This window comes from Tunturiibacter gelidiferens, from assembly GCF_051013345.1.
GTDB classification, from domain to species: Bacteria; Acidobacteriota; Terriglobia; order Terriglobales; family Acidobacteriaceae; genus Edaphobacter; species Edaphobacter gelidiferens_A.
The window spans coordinates 4,185,598-4,200,045 of the sequence record NZ_CP132939.1; the positions used below are offsets into that span (position 1 = coordinate 4,185,598).

General features: G+C 53.8%; 18 protein-coding genes and 3 pseudogenes. 13 read left to right on the forward strand and 8 right to left on the reverse strand.

All coding sequences use genetic code 11. From position 1 onward, the window contains the following. Positions 1-173: 173 nt before the first annotated feature. Positions 174-1,133 (reverse strand): annotated as a pseudogene (locus RBB80_RS20965) (IS5 family transposase). Between the two features lie 238 nt (positions 1,134-1,371). Between RBB80_RS20965 and RBB80_RS20970 the strand changes: the two are divergent. Next, positions 1,372-1,851, forward strand: coding sequence for a hypothetical protein (locus tag RBB80_RS20970; protein ID WP_433964329.1), 480 nt, complete (start codon positions 1,372-1,374; stop codon positions 1,849-1,851). 566 nt (positions 1,852-2,417) lie between these two features. Here RBB80_RS20970 and RBB80_RS20975 read toward each other — a convergent pair. From RBB80_RS20975 to RBB80_RS20990, 4 genes and pseudogenes are all read right to left on the reverse strand, one after another. Next, a complete protein-coding gene (locus tag RBB80_RS20975; RefSeq protein WP_433964330.1) occupies positions 2,418-2,804 on the reverse strand; it encodes a flavodoxin family protein in 387 nt (128 codons plus the stop codon). After that, positions 2,756-3,004, reverse strand: coding sequence for a flavodoxin domain-containing protein (locus RBB80_RS20980; protein ID WP_433964331.1), 249 nt, complete (start codon positions 3,002-3,004; stop codon positions 2,756-2,758). Before RBB80_RS20980 ends, RBB80_RS20975 begins: the two co-directional genes overlap by 49 nt. A 369-nt stretch (positions 3,005-3,373) precedes the next feature. Next, positions 3,374-4,069, reverse strand: coding sequence for a PLP-dependent aminotransferase family protein (locus tag RBB80_RS20985; protein WP_433969800.1), 696 nt, complete (start codon positions 4,067-4,069; stop codon positions 3,374-3,376). Further along, positions 4,024-4,788 (reverse strand): annotated as a pseudogene (locus RBB80_RS20990) (PLP-dependent aminotransferase family protein); the annotation flags it as partial. The pseudogene RBB80_RS20990 and the gene RBB80_RS20985, both read right to left, overlap by 46 nt. 163 nt (positions 4,789-4,951) lie before the next feature. On the opposite strand from RBB80_RS20990, the gene RBB80_RS20995 reads away from it, so the two are divergent. From RBB80_RS20995 to RBB80_RS21045, 11 genes and pseudogenes are all read left to right on the forward strand, one after another. Beyond that, a complete protein-coding gene (locus tag RBB80_RS20995; protein ID WP_433969801.1) occupies positions 4,952-5,410 on the forward strand; it encodes a carboxymuconolactone decarboxylase family protein in 459 nt (152 codons plus the stop codon). A 47-nt stretch (positions 5,411-5,457) separates the two neighbouring features. After that, positions 5,458-5,844 carry a cupin domain-containing protein gene (locus RBB80_RS21000; protein ID WP_433964332.1) on the forward strand — a complete coding sequence of 129 codons (387 nt, stop codon included), beginning with the start codon at positions 5,458-5,460 and terminating at the stop codon, positions 5,842-5,844. Between the two features lie 71 nt (positions 5,845-5,915). Beyond that, complete coding sequence (locus RBB80_RS21005; protein WP_433964333.1) at positions 5,916-6,386, forward strand: DoxX protein; 471 nt, start codon at positions 5,916-5,918, stop codon at positions 6,384-6,386. Positions 6,387-6,558: 172 nt separating this feature from the next. After that, on the forward strand, positions 6,559-7,191 hold the full coding sequence (locus tag RBB80_RS21010) for a response regulator (protein WP_433964334.1): 633 nt from the start codon (positions 6,559-6,561) through the stop codon (positions 7,189-7,191). A 705-nt stretch (positions 7,192-7,896) separates the two neighbouring features. Then, the gene (locus tag RBB80_RS21015; protein WP_433964335.1) at positions 7,897-8,175 is read left to right on the forward strand and encodes a response regulator transcription factor; all 279 of its coding nucleotides are present in this window, start codon (positions 7,897-7,899) and stop codon (positions 8,173-8,175) included. 272 nt (positions 8,176-8,447) lie between these two features. After that, positions 8,448-8,834, forward strand: a complete 387-nt coding sequence (locus RBB80_RS21020; protein WP_433964336.1) for a GNAT family N-acetyltransferase — start codon at positions 8,448-8,450, stop codon at positions 8,832-8,834. Positions 8,835-8,967: 133 nt separating this feature from the next. Continuing rightward, on the forward strand, positions 8,968-9,522 hold the full coding sequence (locus RBB80_RS21025; protein ID WP_433964337.1) for a carboxymuconolactone decarboxylase family protein: 555 nt from the start codon (positions 8,968-8,970) through the stop codon (positions 9,520-9,522). Between the two features lie 171 nt (positions 9,523-9,693). Continuing rightward, the gene (locus RBB80_RS21030; RefSeq protein WP_433964338.1) at positions 9,694-10,167 is read left to right on the forward strand and encodes a YkgB family protein; all 474 of its coding nucleotides are present in this window, start codon (positions 9,694-9,696) and stop codon (positions 10,165-10,167) included. 85 nt (positions 10,168-10,252) lie between these two features. Then, positions 10,253-11,023 (forward strand): SDR family NAD(P)-dependent oxidoreductase, encoded by a 771-nt coding sequence (locus tag RBB80_RS21035; RefSeq protein ID WP_433964339.1) that lies wholly within the window; start codon positions 10,253-10,255, stop codon positions 11,021-11,023. A gap of 204 nt (positions 11,024-11,227) precedes the next feature. Next, a pseudogene (locus RBB80_RS21040) lies at positions 11,228-11,419 on the forward strand (peptide-methionine (R)-S-oxide reductase); the annotation flags it as partial. Positions 11,420-11,493: 74 nt separating this feature from the next. Next, positions 11,494-12,426 carry a phytoene desaturase family protein gene (locus tag RBB80_RS21045; protein ID WP_433970080.1) on the forward strand — a complete coding sequence of 311 codons (933 nt, stop codon included), beginning with the start codon at positions 11,494-11,496 and terminating at the stop codon, positions 12,424-12,426. Between the two features lie 133 nt (positions 12,427-12,559). Here the strand turns inward: RBB80_RS21045 and RBB80_RS21050 are convergent, their stop codons facing one another. Both RBB80_RS21050 and RBB80_RS21055 read right to left on the reverse strand, forming a co-directional pair. Continuing rightward, positions 12,560-12,781 carry a hypothetical protein gene (locus RBB80_RS21050; protein ID WP_433964340.1) on the reverse strand — a complete coding sequence of 74 codons (222 nt, stop codon included), beginning with the start codon at positions 12,779-12,781 and terminating at the stop codon, positions 12,560-12,562. Between the two features lie 2 nt (positions 12,782-12,783). After that, positions 12,784-12,912, reverse strand: a complete 129-nt coding sequence (locus RBB80_RS21055) for a hypothetical protein (protein ID WP_433964341.1) — start codon at positions 12,910-12,912, stop codon at positions 12,784-12,786. 114 nt (positions 12,913-13,026) lie between these two features. On the opposite strand from RBB80_RS21055, the gene RBB80_RS21060 reads away from it, so the two are divergent. Then, on the forward strand, positions 13,027-13,671 hold the full coding sequence (locus tag RBB80_RS21060) for a hypothetical protein (RefSeq protein WP_433964342.1): 645 nt from the start codon (positions 13,027-13,029) through the stop codon (positions 13,669-13,671). Positions 13,672-13,790: 119 nt separating this feature from the next. Here RBB80_RS21060 and RBB80_RS21065 read toward each other — a convergent pair whose 3' ends face one another. Then, positions 13,791-14,399: a cation transporter gene (locus RBB80_RS21065; protein WP_433964343.1), complete on the reverse strand. Its 609-nt coding sequence runs from the start codon at positions 14,397-14,399 to the stop codon at positions 13,791-13,793. Between the last annotated feature and the right edge of the window lie 49 nt (positions 14,400-14,448).

Sequence of the window (14,448 nt, forward strand, 5' to 3'; positions counted from 1 at the left end):
AAAAGAAAACAAGCTTGCGGTCAATCTAGGGAGCCCCTGCGCAGGTGTTTGATTGGACGGCGGCGGCGAACGGAGCTTGATGTTGCGGGGTTTTCGATTGGTGATGTCGGAAGTGGTTGGTTCTCGATTTGATTTGAAGTGTTGGAGCGGCCGTTTTCTGGCCTCCAGACGCACTACGCCCCGAGCGGGGCCAGGCGTTTGCGATGCAGGTAGAGATTGATCAGGGCGAAGTTCGCGCAGAGCCGGTGATGGTTCTTCGCGATGCCACGATAGCGTACCCTGTCGAAGCCGAAGACGCGTTTCAGGATGCGGAACACATGTTCTACTTTCGCTCTTACTTTCGACTTCGTGGTGTTCTTTCGTTTCGCTTCTTCGTCCACATAGTTTTTGAACTTCGTCCTGCGGCAGGTCATGTCCTGCGCGTGTGGCGCGGCCTCCTGGATCGCCTCTGTCTGGCCCTGATAGCCACCGTCACCCCACACCTTGCGCTCTTCGCCGTGTAGCAGGTCGGGCAGCATGTGCTTGTCGGCCACCGAGGCCGCGGACGTGCAGACCGAATGCACCACGCCCTCTTTGCTGTCCACCCCGATATGCGCCTTCAGACCGAAGTACCACTGGTTCCCCTTCCTGGTCTGATGCATCTCCGGGTCACGCTCGCCGGACTTGTTCTTGGTGGAGCAAGGCGCGTGGATGATGGTCGCATCCACGATCGTGCCCGTCGCAATGCGGATGCCCCTGGCCTCCAGATGCACGTTCACAGCCTCCAGCATCAGACCACCCAGATCGTGCTTCTCCAGCAGATGGCGGAAGCGGCAGATGGTCGTCTCGTCTGGCGGCGGAGCAACGCCGAGATCCACGCCCACGAACCGGCGCAGCGCGGCAGATTCGTACAACGCCTCTTCCACCCCGGGATCCGACAGGTTGAACCATTGCTGAACAAAGTACGTCCGCAGCATGATCCCCAGCCCCACCGGACGGCGCCCGTTCCCCGCCTTCGCGTAGTGAGGATCGACTAGCGATTACAGGCCTGACCACGGAACTACCTGCTCCATCTCGTCCAGAAACAACTCCCGCCGACTCTTCCGCCCGTACCTCTCAAACACAGCCTGCGACGCCAAACTCTGCTGCTTCACCGTCCTTCACCCCTGGCAACAGTATTAATCAATCAGGCCGCAAACGGAGAACTTGCGCAGAGATTCCCTAGCTCAACACTGCCCTAGATCACAGCTTTCGCTCATAGAGTTGAGAGTCAAATCGCATTGGTCTTGAAACAAAAGTGATCGTCGAAGAGAAATGTTAGGAGTTGATTCAGTGCCAGAAAACACAGCGTCACAACAACAAAGTGCAAAACATCTCGCCGCGCGAGCCGTAATGGCATATCGTGCAGGATTTCCAGTCGCGCTACTTTCGGTTACTCGTAGCAGCGAGTGCCCTAGCGGTATCGTATGCGACTGGAAGAGCCAGCGTGACTCGTTTCGGGATGACGCGAAGCTGCTAGGCAGAGCCTTCGCCTTCGTCTACGTCGGATCGATCGTGGATCAGGCAATCAGTGATCCAATTTCGGATGAGTTGCACAAAGAGCTCATATCCGATATGTCGAGTGCCCTTGACGCGCGGCAAACTGCGGTCGATTGGGGTGTCGCCAAAGCAGTGACAGACAGCAATCCCTTTGCGCATACCGGGTACAAGTTGGCTTCACGGCTTCTGCGGACGGATCAACCGCTCATCGAATCTCTCGCTCGCGAGTTGACATGCCAAAGCACGATTGAGGGCGACGCTCTGAGGAAGCGGTTGGACGCCAATGCAAGACACCTCAATTTCGATGAATTGGAAACAAGCACGACGTACTGAAAACAACGTTGGACTACGTGCGAAACCATGCAACCACTTGATGCTCGACTTCAAGTCGCTCCTCTTTATCTCACTTGCATTACACCCTGCGACAAATGAGGAGATTGGAACTACTTCCAATCCCAGCTGTTCTGCCCGTCGTGTCACCACCATTTCGGTGGTAATAACATACTTGACTCAGGTAAAGCTCCTGCGTCAAGATGGGGTTGCCGTGGCAGTCTTCCCGTTTCAGGTTTTTCAACGAACTACAAACCGTGGGGAACACCTAAAACCGCCAAAGTCGTTGAAGGCCGCCTAAATTGTGGAATCGAATTGTGGATTGGAAATCGAATGGCCCTGTCCGCCTGGAAAAGCGGCCATGTTGCGTTGCCTCGCGCTGGGGGTACTTTGAGTCCGAAAGACGTCGCTCCACAGACGTTGGACCACACCCGCACCGGAGCTGATCCATACTCAACGAGTGTTTTGCCTTGAAGGCAGCAATTGAACGGCAGAAACCCATTGGCCACTGATATAGAGCTGTTGCTCGATAGAAGACTTGCTTGTCCTTTCGTACCGCAAGGTGCTTCTTAGGCCCTTGCTGGTTCTGCCAGGCGCCGGGCAATCCCCGCAACCCGCGCACCGTAAGCCCTGCCGGTTTCGAGATCGCCGGATGACATTTCTTCGGGACTGGCATCGGCATCCGATTGCGCCATCGGCGCAATATAGGATCCCATCCTGTTGAGATCGTCGCGCTTTGAGGCTTTGAAGTTAGCCGGCTTGATTGCAAGTGAAACCCACAATCCTCCGTGTTGACCTGCAAGGAGCAAGAAGTATTGAATGGTGTTGAGCTTGTCGCCATTGATGCTTGCGCTGTTTGTGAAGCCGCCAAATACCTTGTCCTTCCAACGGAGTTCGAACCAGGCCCTCAAAGTTTCATCGGCGAACTTCTTGAATTGCCAGCTTGGTCCGCCCATATATATGTGGGTGCCCCGAAAATGATCGCGTCTGCGGCGTCGAGAGCGCTCCACCCGGCTTCGGGCAGAACACCGTCGGCGTCTATCGCGAAGAGCACCGCTCCTGCACCGTCTGCAACGGCCTCTGCCATGCGCTTTGTGTGACCATAGCCAGAGTGATAGACCACTACGGTGTTGATCGTATCGTTAGAACTACTCATTTCAACTCCTCGGCTGCTATTTCTGTAGTTTGGTTGCATGCAGCAACACGGTGCTGCTCATGGCATCAATCAGATTTGACCGTATCCATCTCCAGTCTTCCTGCGATTGTGTAATGCCACTTCTAGGGACATTAGTCACTCAGGAAAATCGTTCGAAGGACGCGGCTGGCTCTAATACTGGCGAGGAGCCAACGACCGATCCGTGGGATGCGTGCGGCGGCAGATTTGTTGTCCCGCCATCAAATGAAACGAATTGTTTTCTCAGGATTGTCTTTGCCGGCGCATGCAGAGTCTTACTGAAACAGCTCTTTGCACATTCCTTGGAGGAAATGAAAGTGCAATACATTTGGAGCGTACGTTGGTATGGACTCATCGAGAGAGTACAGCTTCCAAAACCGACACGCCCCTCTTTATCTCACTTTCATTACACCCTGCGAAGCCCAGAAACAACGCGGGTTTCTGCTCGTACTTGTTGACAAATGAGGAGATTGGAACTACTTCCAATCCCAGCTGTTCCGCCCGTCGTGTTACCGCCATTTCTGTGACATTTGTCCTGATCCAGGCCACGGTGCACATCCCAGATTGCGCGTTCTCCACATCGAGCAAACCGGAAAGACGCCTATTCGCTTCTTCCGTAAGCAGTTTCGAACGGTCTGAGTAGATATGTCTCATCTTTCTAACGTGGCGGCCGAAGTGACCTTCGTTGATGAATTCCGTCAGCACAGCCTGATCTAACGTCGGAGCATGGCGATCGATGAAGCTTCGTGCGATTCTAAACGCTTCGCCGATCCGATCCGGAACAACGATGAACCCAATGCGAAGAGCGTTGAAGAGCATCTTCGTAAATGTTCCAACATAAATGACCGATCCAGATCTATCGAGGCTGTGCAGTGACGCAAGCGGCTTCCCGGAATAGCGGTATTCCGCGTCGTATTCATCTTCGATAATCCATGCCCCGCTCGCGCGGCCCAGGAGAGAAGTTCGACTCGTCTCTCTGCTGACATGACAGTTCCAAGGGGAAACTGATTGGCAGGTGTTACATACACCGCACGGGCGGCGGGAGATGACCTTATCCCTCTTGCAACATCTATACCGTTCCCATCAACTGGAATTGGAATCACACTCGCGCCATTGTTCTGAAAGGCTTGAGAAGCTCCAGGGTACCCGGGATCTTCCATCCACACCTCGTCGCCGGGATCGAGAAGCACTCGCGCCAAGAGGTCCAACGCCTGCTGCGCGCCCGATGTAACGATGATCTGTTCAGCAGAACAACGTACTCCGCGGGACTGGCCCACATATTCCGCGATCGCTCTTCGCAGCGGTGGGTAACCACCTCTATCACCTTGCCCATACAAAGAACGCGGAGCTTTGCGATAAACCCGCGACGCAATCCGCGCCCACAGTTCGACTGGAAACAGGTCAATAGCAGGCTCGTAGCCCCGAAACGCCTTACCGATGGAATGCGAAGGCGGCTGTAAAAATGTGGTCTTGAGAAAACTCTGCGTGCGCTTTGCTATAGTCGCTCTGGAGAGTACCTGCCGAGAAGATCCTTGTTTAGTCGGAGAGGTCATCTCCCACCCTGACGCCGGTACGACAAATGTTCCAGCACTCACTTCGGACGAAACGAATCCCTCAGCCTGAAGCTGCTGGAATGCTGCCACGACTGTGCCCCGGGCAAGGCTGTATTGTGCTGCCAGGTTTCTCGTGGACGGCAATCGTGCTCCAGATTTCAATCTGCCATCAATAATTGCGGAGCGCAGCTCAGTATAGAGCCAGCGCCACATCTCCTGGCCATCCTTCCTTGGTTCTAAGACCAGGTCTTGAAATGTCTCTATCTTCGGCACTTGTTTAGGCACCCGTCATGGACTAGTCATCCCGACGATTATGGACCTTCCGGCTGCTCCATTTCAATATAGCCTAGCTGTGGAAGGAGAATACGTCGTGAAGATGAGATTGGAACTGGCGAAGGTTTCACCCGCTGCTTACCATGCGATGCTCGGATTAGAGGGCTTCGTAACAAAGTCATCGAAGCTTGAGGTATCTCTCTTAGAACTGGTCAAGATAAGAGCCTCCCAGATCAATGGGTGTGCCTTCTCCATTGATATGCATTCCAAGGACGCGCGTGTGAATGGTGAGACGGAGCAACGTCTCTACGCGTTGTCTGCATGGCGAGAAACGACCTTCTTTACCAACCGCGAACGCGCGGCTCTCGCATCGGCCGAAGCGCTAACCCTTATCACGGAAGGCCACGCATCGGATGAAGTCTATGACGAAGTTCGGAAGGAGTTTGGCGAAAAAGAACTGGTCAACCTCTCATTGGCGATCATCACGATCAACGGTTGGAATCGACTTGCGATAGGTTTCCGCAAGATCCCAGGTGAGTATCAGCCACACAAGATCGGTTAAGCCGGTTATCGCAGCACATCACCGAAAGGACAGAAGCGATGCATAACATGAAGAAGCTCATCCTCTCTGTATTTATCTTTACCTTCGGATTTGCCACGGCAACGCATGCCCAGCAGGTGAATACGCTCTTTACGAAACGGCTTCCGGAAGCGCCGGGTAAAGAGATTGAAGTCATTACTGTCGATTACGCCCCAGGAGCCGTCGGCGTGGCCCATCGGCATGATGCGCATGCGGTTGTCTATGTTCTTGAAGGGGAGGTTGAGATGCAGGTTCGTGGAGGCATGCTTCAGCGGCTTGGTCCCGGACAGGTATTTTACGAATCACCTGAAGACGTTCATACGGTAAGCCGTAACACAAGTAAGACGAAACCGGCGAAGTTCGTCGTATTTTTTATCAAAAATGAAGGAGCACCGATTCTCACTCCCGTTCACTAGCTTCGGACGCGAGCAATGTTCCCCGATGAAACCATTTTGCCTAAAGCCATATTCCTTACGTGGAGGCACGTATGAATTCAACAACCGCACAACTCACCGAGAATGGGACAGAGATGGTCCGTCTATTCGCACGGTTTGCGCTTGGAGCTTCCTTTCTATCAGCCGTGGCGGATCGTTTTGGTTTATGGGGGCCATATGGAGCAAAGAACGTATCCTGGGGAAATTTCGCTCATTTCGTGGAGTACACGGGCGCGGTGACGTCTCTCTCCCACGGTTCATTGACGGTGTTGTTTGCATGGGCGGCTACCATCGCGGAGACACTCTTTGGGATATTGCTCATAGCAGGGTTCAAAATACGAATAGCCTCCGTCCTCTCCGGTCTTCTCCTTTTGTCATTTGCTATGGGCATGGCCACAGGTCTTGGCGTCAAGACGCCCTTCGACTATTCGGTCTTCTCGGCGGCCGCTGCAGCATTCTTACTGGCGTTCTGTGAGCCTGACAGATTCACGTTGGACAAGCTCCTGAACCGATCGCAAAACTGAGATCCGATCACAAATAACACTAACTTCGATAGCGAGAACGCTCAGCGTAATAGAAACAGCGAATTAGAGGAGCGAGAGCGCGATCTCCAGGAGAGCCGTTTTTAGTGTGCGGTAGAGTCGTTTACCGTCGTTCGATTGAGAGAAATACAGCTTGTTTGATAGGAGGTGCGATATGCCGCCACCAAAACTCGTAAGGATATTGTTGGTCGATAACAACCCGATTTTTCGCGAAGGGTTGAGTATGGTCATCCAATCTCAGCCTGATTTGTTCCTTGTCGGTCAGGCGGAGAGCGCGGTGGAGGCTCTTTCTCAGTTTCGTCGCATCCGCCCAGACGTGACGATTATGGATCAGAGACTTCCGGGCGCGAGTGGTACGGATGCGCTTATTGCGATCCGGAAGGAAAGCCCTCGAGCGATCGTGATGATGCTGACCACTTCCAAAAAAGATATGGACGTACGCCGTGCACTCAATGCGGGCGCTGCAGCCTATGTTTTGAAGAACACCCCAAAAGCAGAGATGCTGCGCGTGATCCGTTGGGTCTCTGAGGGCCGTAGACACATCCCTTCCGAGATAGCGAGCACAATCGCAGAACATCTAGGACAGGAGGAGCTTTCTCCACGGGAGATCTCAGTCCTGAGGCTGATCCGAGATGGCTATCGGAACAAACAGATCGGCCCACACTTAGGAATTTGCGAAACGACGGTCAATTTCCATATCAGGAACATCGTCGAAAAGCTCCAGGCAAATGACCGGACCCACGCCGTGACCATCGGATTTCGACGTGGCCTCTTGGAACTCGAATAGACAACAGAACAACGCCCCTATAGAAAAATTCAGGCCTCCGGCTGTTCTGAAGGTCAGCCAATTTGTCCGATTTGATGATTAACCTACAAGTATTCCGCGCTCTCGACCTTTTGCGTTAGCAATGGAGTACGAGAGACAAAAAGAATGGAGAATGTTATGAGTTTTACACAAACTATCGAAGCCTCGAAGATCGAGGCTATACCGGCACCATTTCCAAACACCAAAGGGAATGTTACCCTCAAAGTCTTAAATAGTGAACAGTCCTTGGGTCCAGCAGTGGCCCTACTGAGAATGGAGCCAGGGAGCGAAATTCAAGGCACCTTCACGAGCGAACAACCGAAACGTCGTACGTCCTTGACGGTGACTTCATAAACGAAGGCATCTCGCATCCGAAGGGCACGGAATTCAATATCAAGCCAAATACCATTCACGGTCCCCATACGACGAAGACAGGATGCTCCGTCCTAGTCACGTTCAGCTATCCATCTGTTCTCGATGATTTTAAATTGGCTTAACAGCTCGTCGTAGGAGTGGTATTTTCACGAGCCCGTGATCAAATCGGGAGCCGTCTGCCGGAATCGCCAGGCGGCGCCCGCTCGACCGAGCGCCCCAACGTGTCAACTTCCACCGAAAGCTTCTCAATCAGGAGCTTTGGTTCCCTTGCAGCCCGAGCAGTTATCTGCGCATGTGTGAGGACCACTGCGCGTGATCCGTTGGGTCTCTGAAGGCCGTAGACACATCCCTTCCGAGGTAGCGCGCACGATCGCAGAACATCTAGGACAGGAAGATCTTTCTCCACGGGAGATCTCAGTCCTGAGGCTGATCCGAGATGGCTATCGGAACAAACAGATCGGCCCACGCTTAGGAATTTCCGAAACGACGGTCAATTTCCACATCAGGAACATCGTCGAAAAGCTCCAGGCAAATGACCGGACCCACGCCGTGACCATCGGCTTTCGACGTGGCTTCTTGGAACTCGAATAGATAGCGGAACAGCGCTCCTATAGAAAAAGTCAGGCCTCCGGCTGTTCTGAAGGTCAGCCAATTTGGCCGATTTGATGATTAGCCTACAAGTATTCCGCGCTCTCGACCTTTTGCGTTAGCGATTGGAGTGTTTCGGCGGCATCCTGTCGCAGCAACACCGAGCACAGGAGCGAGGAACGAACCTATGAGGGCAGAAAACAGACTCTTCGACCCATTCCCAGGATGCTTCTCGCGAGAGAAGCACCTACGTTCGAAGAAAAGAGGACTATGTGATGACGATCGACGAAGTGGAAGCCTTAATCAAAACCAGGACTCGGAATAAGGTGAGAATACACCGTCTCGAAGAACGCGTGGGAGACTCCGTCGCCTTTCTAAGCTACTCCATCGACGACAAAAACCAGATGACGATCTGGCACACCGAGGTCCCACCATCGCTGCAACACATGGGCATTGGAGGAAAGCTCGTAGAAGAGGCTGTTCAATTGGCCTCCCGTGATTCGTCTCGTCTCCGCATCGTGTGCCCGTTTGCGAAGGAACATCTAGCGCGTCATCCCGAGCTGAAGGAACGCGTTACGCGTTGCTGCTCAAGCCTTGATCGCGAACAACGAATCATTGAGCGGCGGTCAGACCATGGCCGGAGTGTAGCTATCGACCTCTGAGTGATTGTTTATTCCCTTATGGATTCACCGGAGCCGGGCTCGCAATGAGACGTGAGCGGACGAATCATAACAGAGCAAGACAGCAACCAATGGATTCGCACCCACTATAGAAAGATTTGAAGGAACCACTCGTATGAACACAACAGAAGCCCCGCTTTTCCCTCCGCTTTTTATGCATGACGCTCCTCTGGCATCGAGGACTTTGCTAGAACAGGCTCATCGATACTTCGGATTCGTGCCCAACCTAATCGCAACCATGGCTCACTCGCCTTCAGCACTAAGGGTATACCTCAATGCTGATCTCGGTTTCCAGCACGGCACCCTAACTCCCGGAGAACAGCAAATTGTTCTCTTGGCCGCTAGCAAGGAAAATGCTTGCAAGTACTGCACAACATCGCACAGCGCGCTCGCAAGGTTCTTTACTAACGTACCAGGCGATGCGATCGTTGCGATCGAGAATGACAGACCACTGTCCGATCCCAAACTAAATGCTTTGGTCGACCTCACAAGACAGTTGGTCTCGCAGCGTGGATATGCTCCGAGGACGACGATTGACGCATTCATCGCGGCAGGATACTCCAAAGACCAGCTACTTGAAGTTCTCGTGGGCGTCGGGCTCAAGACGATCAGCAATTACTTCGACCATGTCTCAGAGGTTGAGATTGACTCAGAGTTTCTGAGGAACTGATCGGTCCGACTGAGTACGCCCGCAGCGTCTTGGCGGAATCTTTGCCAGGCCGGCATTGAATGCTAATAACAATTTCGCTTGGCCTCGCTCCTGTGGGCGCCAAGAAAAGAGAGAAGAGGAATTACGATGAACGACTCATCAACGATGTTTCACAGCACCAAGACTCGAAGAGTGGCACAAATTGAACGCCTTGGGTTCTTTTTTCTTCGCTTCGGCTTGGTGATTGCGATTGGCTGGATTGCGGCCATGAAAGTCACAGAATACGAAGCAAAAGGTATCGAACCACTGATTGCACACAGTCCATTGCTGAGTTGGGGATACAGCATCTGGACAGTTCACCATTTCACGGAAATCATCGGCGCAGTGGAGATGACAATTGCGATCCTCATCGCTCTTCGCCGCTGGTTTCCTAAAGCATCTGCGGTCGGGAGCGTAGGAGCAATCTGTATGTTTCTCACCACACTGTCTTTCATCATTACGACTCCAGGTTGGGAACCGAGTCTAGGCGGCTTTCCTGCCCTGTCGGGCGATGTAGGCGAGTTCCTGATCAAAGATTTCACATTGCTCGGCGCTTCGATATGGACGCTGGCTGATTCTCTGAGCGCCGCTACATCACTGCCCACATTTCTGCGCGATCGCGTGTAGAACACATTGTCGGCTGGCTTGCAAGACCTGAGTCTGGCAAGCAGTCTTCACTCCGCTAACGCATTACAACAACAGGAAGGATTCCATGCATTTCAAGGGAAAAGTAGCAATCGTTACTGGCGGCAGTTCTGGTATCGGGAAAGAGGCGGCTAAGCGCCTTGTCGCCCACGGCGCATCGGTCGTTCTCGGCGGACGAGATGAGGCAAAACTTCATGCCGCCGCCAAAGAGGTCTCGGAAGATCCCGGCGCGGTCCGCGTCCTCGCTGGAGATATCGGCAAGCCTGCAACCGGAGTTGCTCTCGTAGATCTCGCCGAGAGAGAGTTTGGGGGCTTGGATGTTCTCATAAACAATGCTGGGATCTTCAAGCCGATACCGTTCTCCGAGGTTACCGAAGAGCAGTATGATGGCTTCCTCAACACGATTCTGAAGGGCAAATTCTTCATGGCACAGGCAGCCGCGAAGGCGATGAAGAAGCGCGGTGGCGGTGCGATCGTTCAGACCGGTTCTCTATGGGCTCTTCAGGCCATCGGTGCAACCCCGTCCTCTGCCTATTCAGTAGCTAATGCAGGCGTTCATGCCCTCGTGCACAATCTGGCCCTCGAATTGGCAGCTGACAAGATCAGGGTCAACGCGGTTGCTCCGGCGGTGGTTGAGACCCCAATCTACTCTACGTTTCTCTCGAAGGACGAGGTGCCGAAAGTTCTTCCTACTTTCAATGCCTTCCACCCATTGGGGCGTATCGGGCAACCTGGGGATGTCGCCGGCGCAATCCTCTTCCTAGCGTCCGATGAGAGTGCGTGGATTACTGGTACCATCTTGCCGGTGGATGGCGGCGTAATGGCAGGCCGCAATTAGCAGCTAAGGAGGGATGGGACAATCATCTCGATTGCCGCCATTCCTTTTTCAGGCTCCGGAGACGGGTTACATCTGTTTAGTAAATCAGTTTGCTTGATGCGACGATCGATCTTCAGAGCCGTCAACGAAGGGTGAGAACGTCACAATTGGAAAGTCAGGAGATGAGATATGCCAGAGTACCGCAAAAATCCAGACGCCATATCTATGTTGTCCCCAGAACAATACCGGGTGACGCAGCGTGATGGCACTGAACGGCCATTCGAGAATGAGTATTGGGACAATAAGGAACCTGGTATTTACGTCGACGTTGTGTCAGGAGAACCTTTATTTGCCTCCACGGATAAGTTCGAGAGTCATTCTGGATGGCCCAGCTTCACCAAACCCATCGACCCAGAGTATGTGGTGGAAAACCAGCACACCACTCATGGAATGAAGCGGACCGAGGTCCGATCCAGCTTGCGCGGTTCGGCTTGTCTGCTCTATTGCCGGCGCTGTCTTTGGCCCGGTCTCACTTTGCCGGAAAGCGAGCCCAAGCGCTTTTTGCCGGTGTTTCAACCCACTCCATCCTCCCGCTTGAAACCACCGCGTCAGCTGCTGTTGGCTTGACGATGATAGCTGCAGGGCATACGAAAGGTTGGCCCATCGTGCATGGTGGTGCACAGACTCTTACAGATGCCCTTGTCCGGCATTTTGAAAATCTCGGTGGTCGAGTTGAAAACGGTCATGACGTAACCGACCTGCCTTTGTCTGACCTCGTGCTCGCAGACATCACTCCTCGTCAGCTCCTTCGCATTGCTGGTTCCCACCTGTCCGGTGATTATCGAAATCAATTAAAGAGATTTCGTTATGGGGCTGGTGCTTTCAAGATCGACTATGCATTGAGTGCACCAATTCCTTGGACTGCCCGCGAATGCCAGCGTGCCGCTACTGTTCACATCGGAGGCTCTCTCGAAGAGATTGCCCATGCTGAGAGAACCCTTTCCACTAACAAACCATTCGTTCTTCTCGGCCAGCCTTCACTTTTCGATTCCAGCCGGGCTCCAGCCGGCCAACATACCGCGTGGGCCTACTGCCATGTTCCTAATGGCAGCACCGAAGATTATGTAGAATCTATCGAGCGTCAGATCGTCCGCTACGCTCCCGGGTTCCGCGACTGCATTTTGTCTCGCTCCGTTTCTTCACCTAAGGCTTTGGAAAGTTGGAATCCGAACTTGGTAGGGGGCGACATTTTGGGCGGAGCGATGAACGTCCGCCAACTACTCTTTCGTCCCACACCTTCGCTGTATCGCACTTCGCGTTCCGGTCTCTACTTATGCGGAGCATCTACTCCCCCGGGAGGCGGAGTTCATGGGATGTGTGGATTTCACGCGGCTAAGATGGCCCTCGCGGATTTGGGTCTTTGAAGGTTCATTGTCCATCACAAATTCTATCTATGGGGTCTCCAGCGCGGGCAGCGCCGATGACTGGCCCGTCAAGGCGCGGCGGATCGTGGAGATCCTCATTCAAGGGCTCCCGGCCTTAACCGACAGCCTCTCCTCAAAGTGCTGCCATGCCAAACGAATCACAAGCCGAGCCGGTTTTGACGCCATAAGCCTTGGCCTGGTAGCTGACAGCTATACAGCAGCCCGTCTGGGCTTCAACACGAATGGGCACGATGGCGATGGGCTGGCCGCGCAGATCGGGGCAAAGTTCCTGTTCGATCGAGGCGAAATAGGAGTTGAGATCGACAAACAGCCAATTGATCGCAGAATCGACCATCTCTACCTCGCCAGCCGTGCATACTGTTCCGGCGTCAGCAGGAGATCGACATTGCCACGTCCAGCCATGATGGCGTGTTCGACGGCCTGCTTTGACGCGAGGTCGCGGAATCCGTTGCCGCGGCGAATCATCTCGCAGCTTATGTACAGTCGATTTTTGATAGGTCATGAAGAGAGTTTTGATTGCTCTCGGTATCCGCTAATTCATTGCGTCCAAACAGCCGGCATTGCATGATGGAAACACTCATGAATGCCCCCAATCGTTTAGAGCCACGCTGGCCCGCAATGCTCGCTCTCCTGGCCGTGGGCGGATTGCGCCTGGCTCTTCCGGAATCTCTGTCGGTAGGCCCTGACTGGCTCCTCATCACCCTTGTCGGAGTGCTGATGATTCCCACGGTGTGGGCACGGCGACGCGGATTGGATAATCTCAATAAGATTCTGGGGTACGTATTAACATCAATCGTGACCATCGACATGATTTGGTCACTTGGCCTGCTCTTGGCGGCGCTACCATTACATAAAGAATCGCCACAGGACCTGTTGCGCTCCGCATCTGCCTTGTGGATCACGAACATCCTCGTCTTCGCATCATGGTACTGGCGGCTCGATGCAGGCGGCCCCCGCGCCCGTGAGTTGCGCGGCCACGCGGACGGAGCCTTTCTGTTTCCGCAGATGACGCTTAACCGGCAGGCCAAACGTGACATGGGTGAGCAATGCTGGAGTCCGGGTTTCGTGGATTATCTGTTTCTTGCTTTCAACACCAGCACTGCATTCTCGCCCACGGACTCTCCCGTTCTGTCGTCCTGGGCCAAGATTCTGATGATGGTTCAGGCGCTCATCTCGTTTGCGACTGTAGCTTTGCTGGCGGCGCGGGCCGTAAACATCCTTTAGAACCCACCAGCAATCCTACACTGCTGCCTGATAGATCAAAGGAAAGGCCGATGGAACGACATCACGGTGGACTCGATACCGGCTGCAAAATCTTAGAGTCGGTACTACTATCGCGGATTTCAGCAGCAACCACAGCTCTCACCGCGTAAAGCGCGCCGTCCCTCGATGACCAGGATGGGCAACGCAAGGAGCGCCGCGGCTGAATCCACCCAGTGGATGTGCCAAATGGCATTGATGGCTAGTCCCGCCAAAGTCACAGCGGCCAGGTAGGCACAGGTCGCTGACTGCACCGCGTCAGCAGCCAAGGCTCGGTTGTTTGTAAGCCGTGCAGTTTTACGCTTTGCCCAGGCCAGAACGGGCATTACGACAAGGGCGGCAAGTGTGATGACTATGCCACTACAGCTTGTCTCTGCAGTGACGCCAGACACGAAAGCAAGAAACGTCACCAGCGCCACTACTCCTGCAAGGACAAAAAGCAGGATTCCAGTCAGCCGTGCGGCACGGTCTCTTGCGAGCGGAAACGACGGAACAATCGCTAGCAGAACCACGGTTGCAGACAGCAATTCTACTAAGCTATCGGCGCCGAATGCCAGCAGCGCGGGGCTATGTGATGAGATGGCTCCATAGACAGACACCCCGCACTCGATCAACATCCATGCCAGCGTGACGACCTGCAGCCACGCTACTTGGCGTGCCGCGTTCGTAGGCGGGGAGCAGGCTATGTTCACACTGCTGGAATGAGTTTGGACTGTATGAGCCACAGAAGAATGTACCGAA

What these genes read in the sequence shown, in the direction of transcription:
- RBB80_RS20970 (WP_433964329.1), top strand. Translation starts at nt 1,372, where the DNA reads ATGGCATATCGTGCAGGATTTCCAGTCGCGCTACTTTCGGTTACTCGT.
- RBB80_RS20975 (WP_433964330.1), bottom strand. Translation starts at nt 2,804, where the DNA reads ATGGGCGGACCAAGCTGGCAATTCAAGAAGTTCGCCGATGAAACTTTG.
- RBB80_RS20980 (WP_433964331.1), bottom strand. Translation starts at nt 3,004, where the DNA reads ATGAGTAGTTCTAACGATACGATCAACACCGTAGTGGTCTATCACTCT.
- RBB80_RS20995 (WP_433969801.1), top strand. Translation starts at nt 4,952, where the DNA reads ATGAGATTGGAACTGGCGAAGGTTTCACCCGCTGCTTACCATGCGATG.
- RBB80_RS21000 (WP_433964332.1), top strand. Translation starts at nt 5,458, where the DNA reads ATGAAGAAGCTCATCCTCTCTGTATTTATCTTTACCTTCGGATTTGCC.
- RBB80_RS21005 (WP_433964333.1), top strand. Translation starts at nt 5,916, where the DNA reads ATGAATTCAACAACCGCACAACTCACCGAGAATGGGACAGAGATGGTC.
- RBB80_RS21010 (WP_433964334.1), top strand. Translation starts at nt 6,559, where the DNA reads ATGCCGCCACCAAAACTCGTAAGGATATTGTTGGTCGATAACAACCCG.
- RBB80_RS21020 (WP_433964336.1), top strand. Translation starts at nt 8,448, where the DNA reads ATGACGATCGACGAAGTGGAAGCCTTAATCAAAACCAGGACTCGGAAT.
- RBB80_RS21025 (WP_433964337.1), top strand. Translation starts at nt 8,968, where the DNA reads ATGAACACAACAGAAGCCCCGCTTTTCCCTCCGCTTTTTATGCATGAC.
- RBB80_RS21035 (WP_433964339.1), top strand. Translation starts at nt 10,253, where the DNA reads ATGCATTTCAAGGGAAAAGTAGCAATCGTTACTGGCGGCAGTTCTGGT.
- RBB80_RS21050 (WP_433964340.1), bottom strand. Translation starts at nt 12,781, where the DNA reads ATGGTCGATTCTGCGATCAATTGGCTGTTTGTCGATCTCAACTCCTAT.
- RBB80_RS21055 (WP_433964341.1), bottom strand. Translation starts at nt 12,912, where the DNA reads ATGATTCGCCGCGGCAACGGATTCCGCGACCTCGCGTCAAAGCAGGCC.
- RBB80_RS21060 (WP_433964342.1), top strand. Translation starts at nt 13,027, where the DNA reads ATGAATGCCCCCAATCGTTTAGAGCCACGCTGGCCCGCAATGCTCGCT.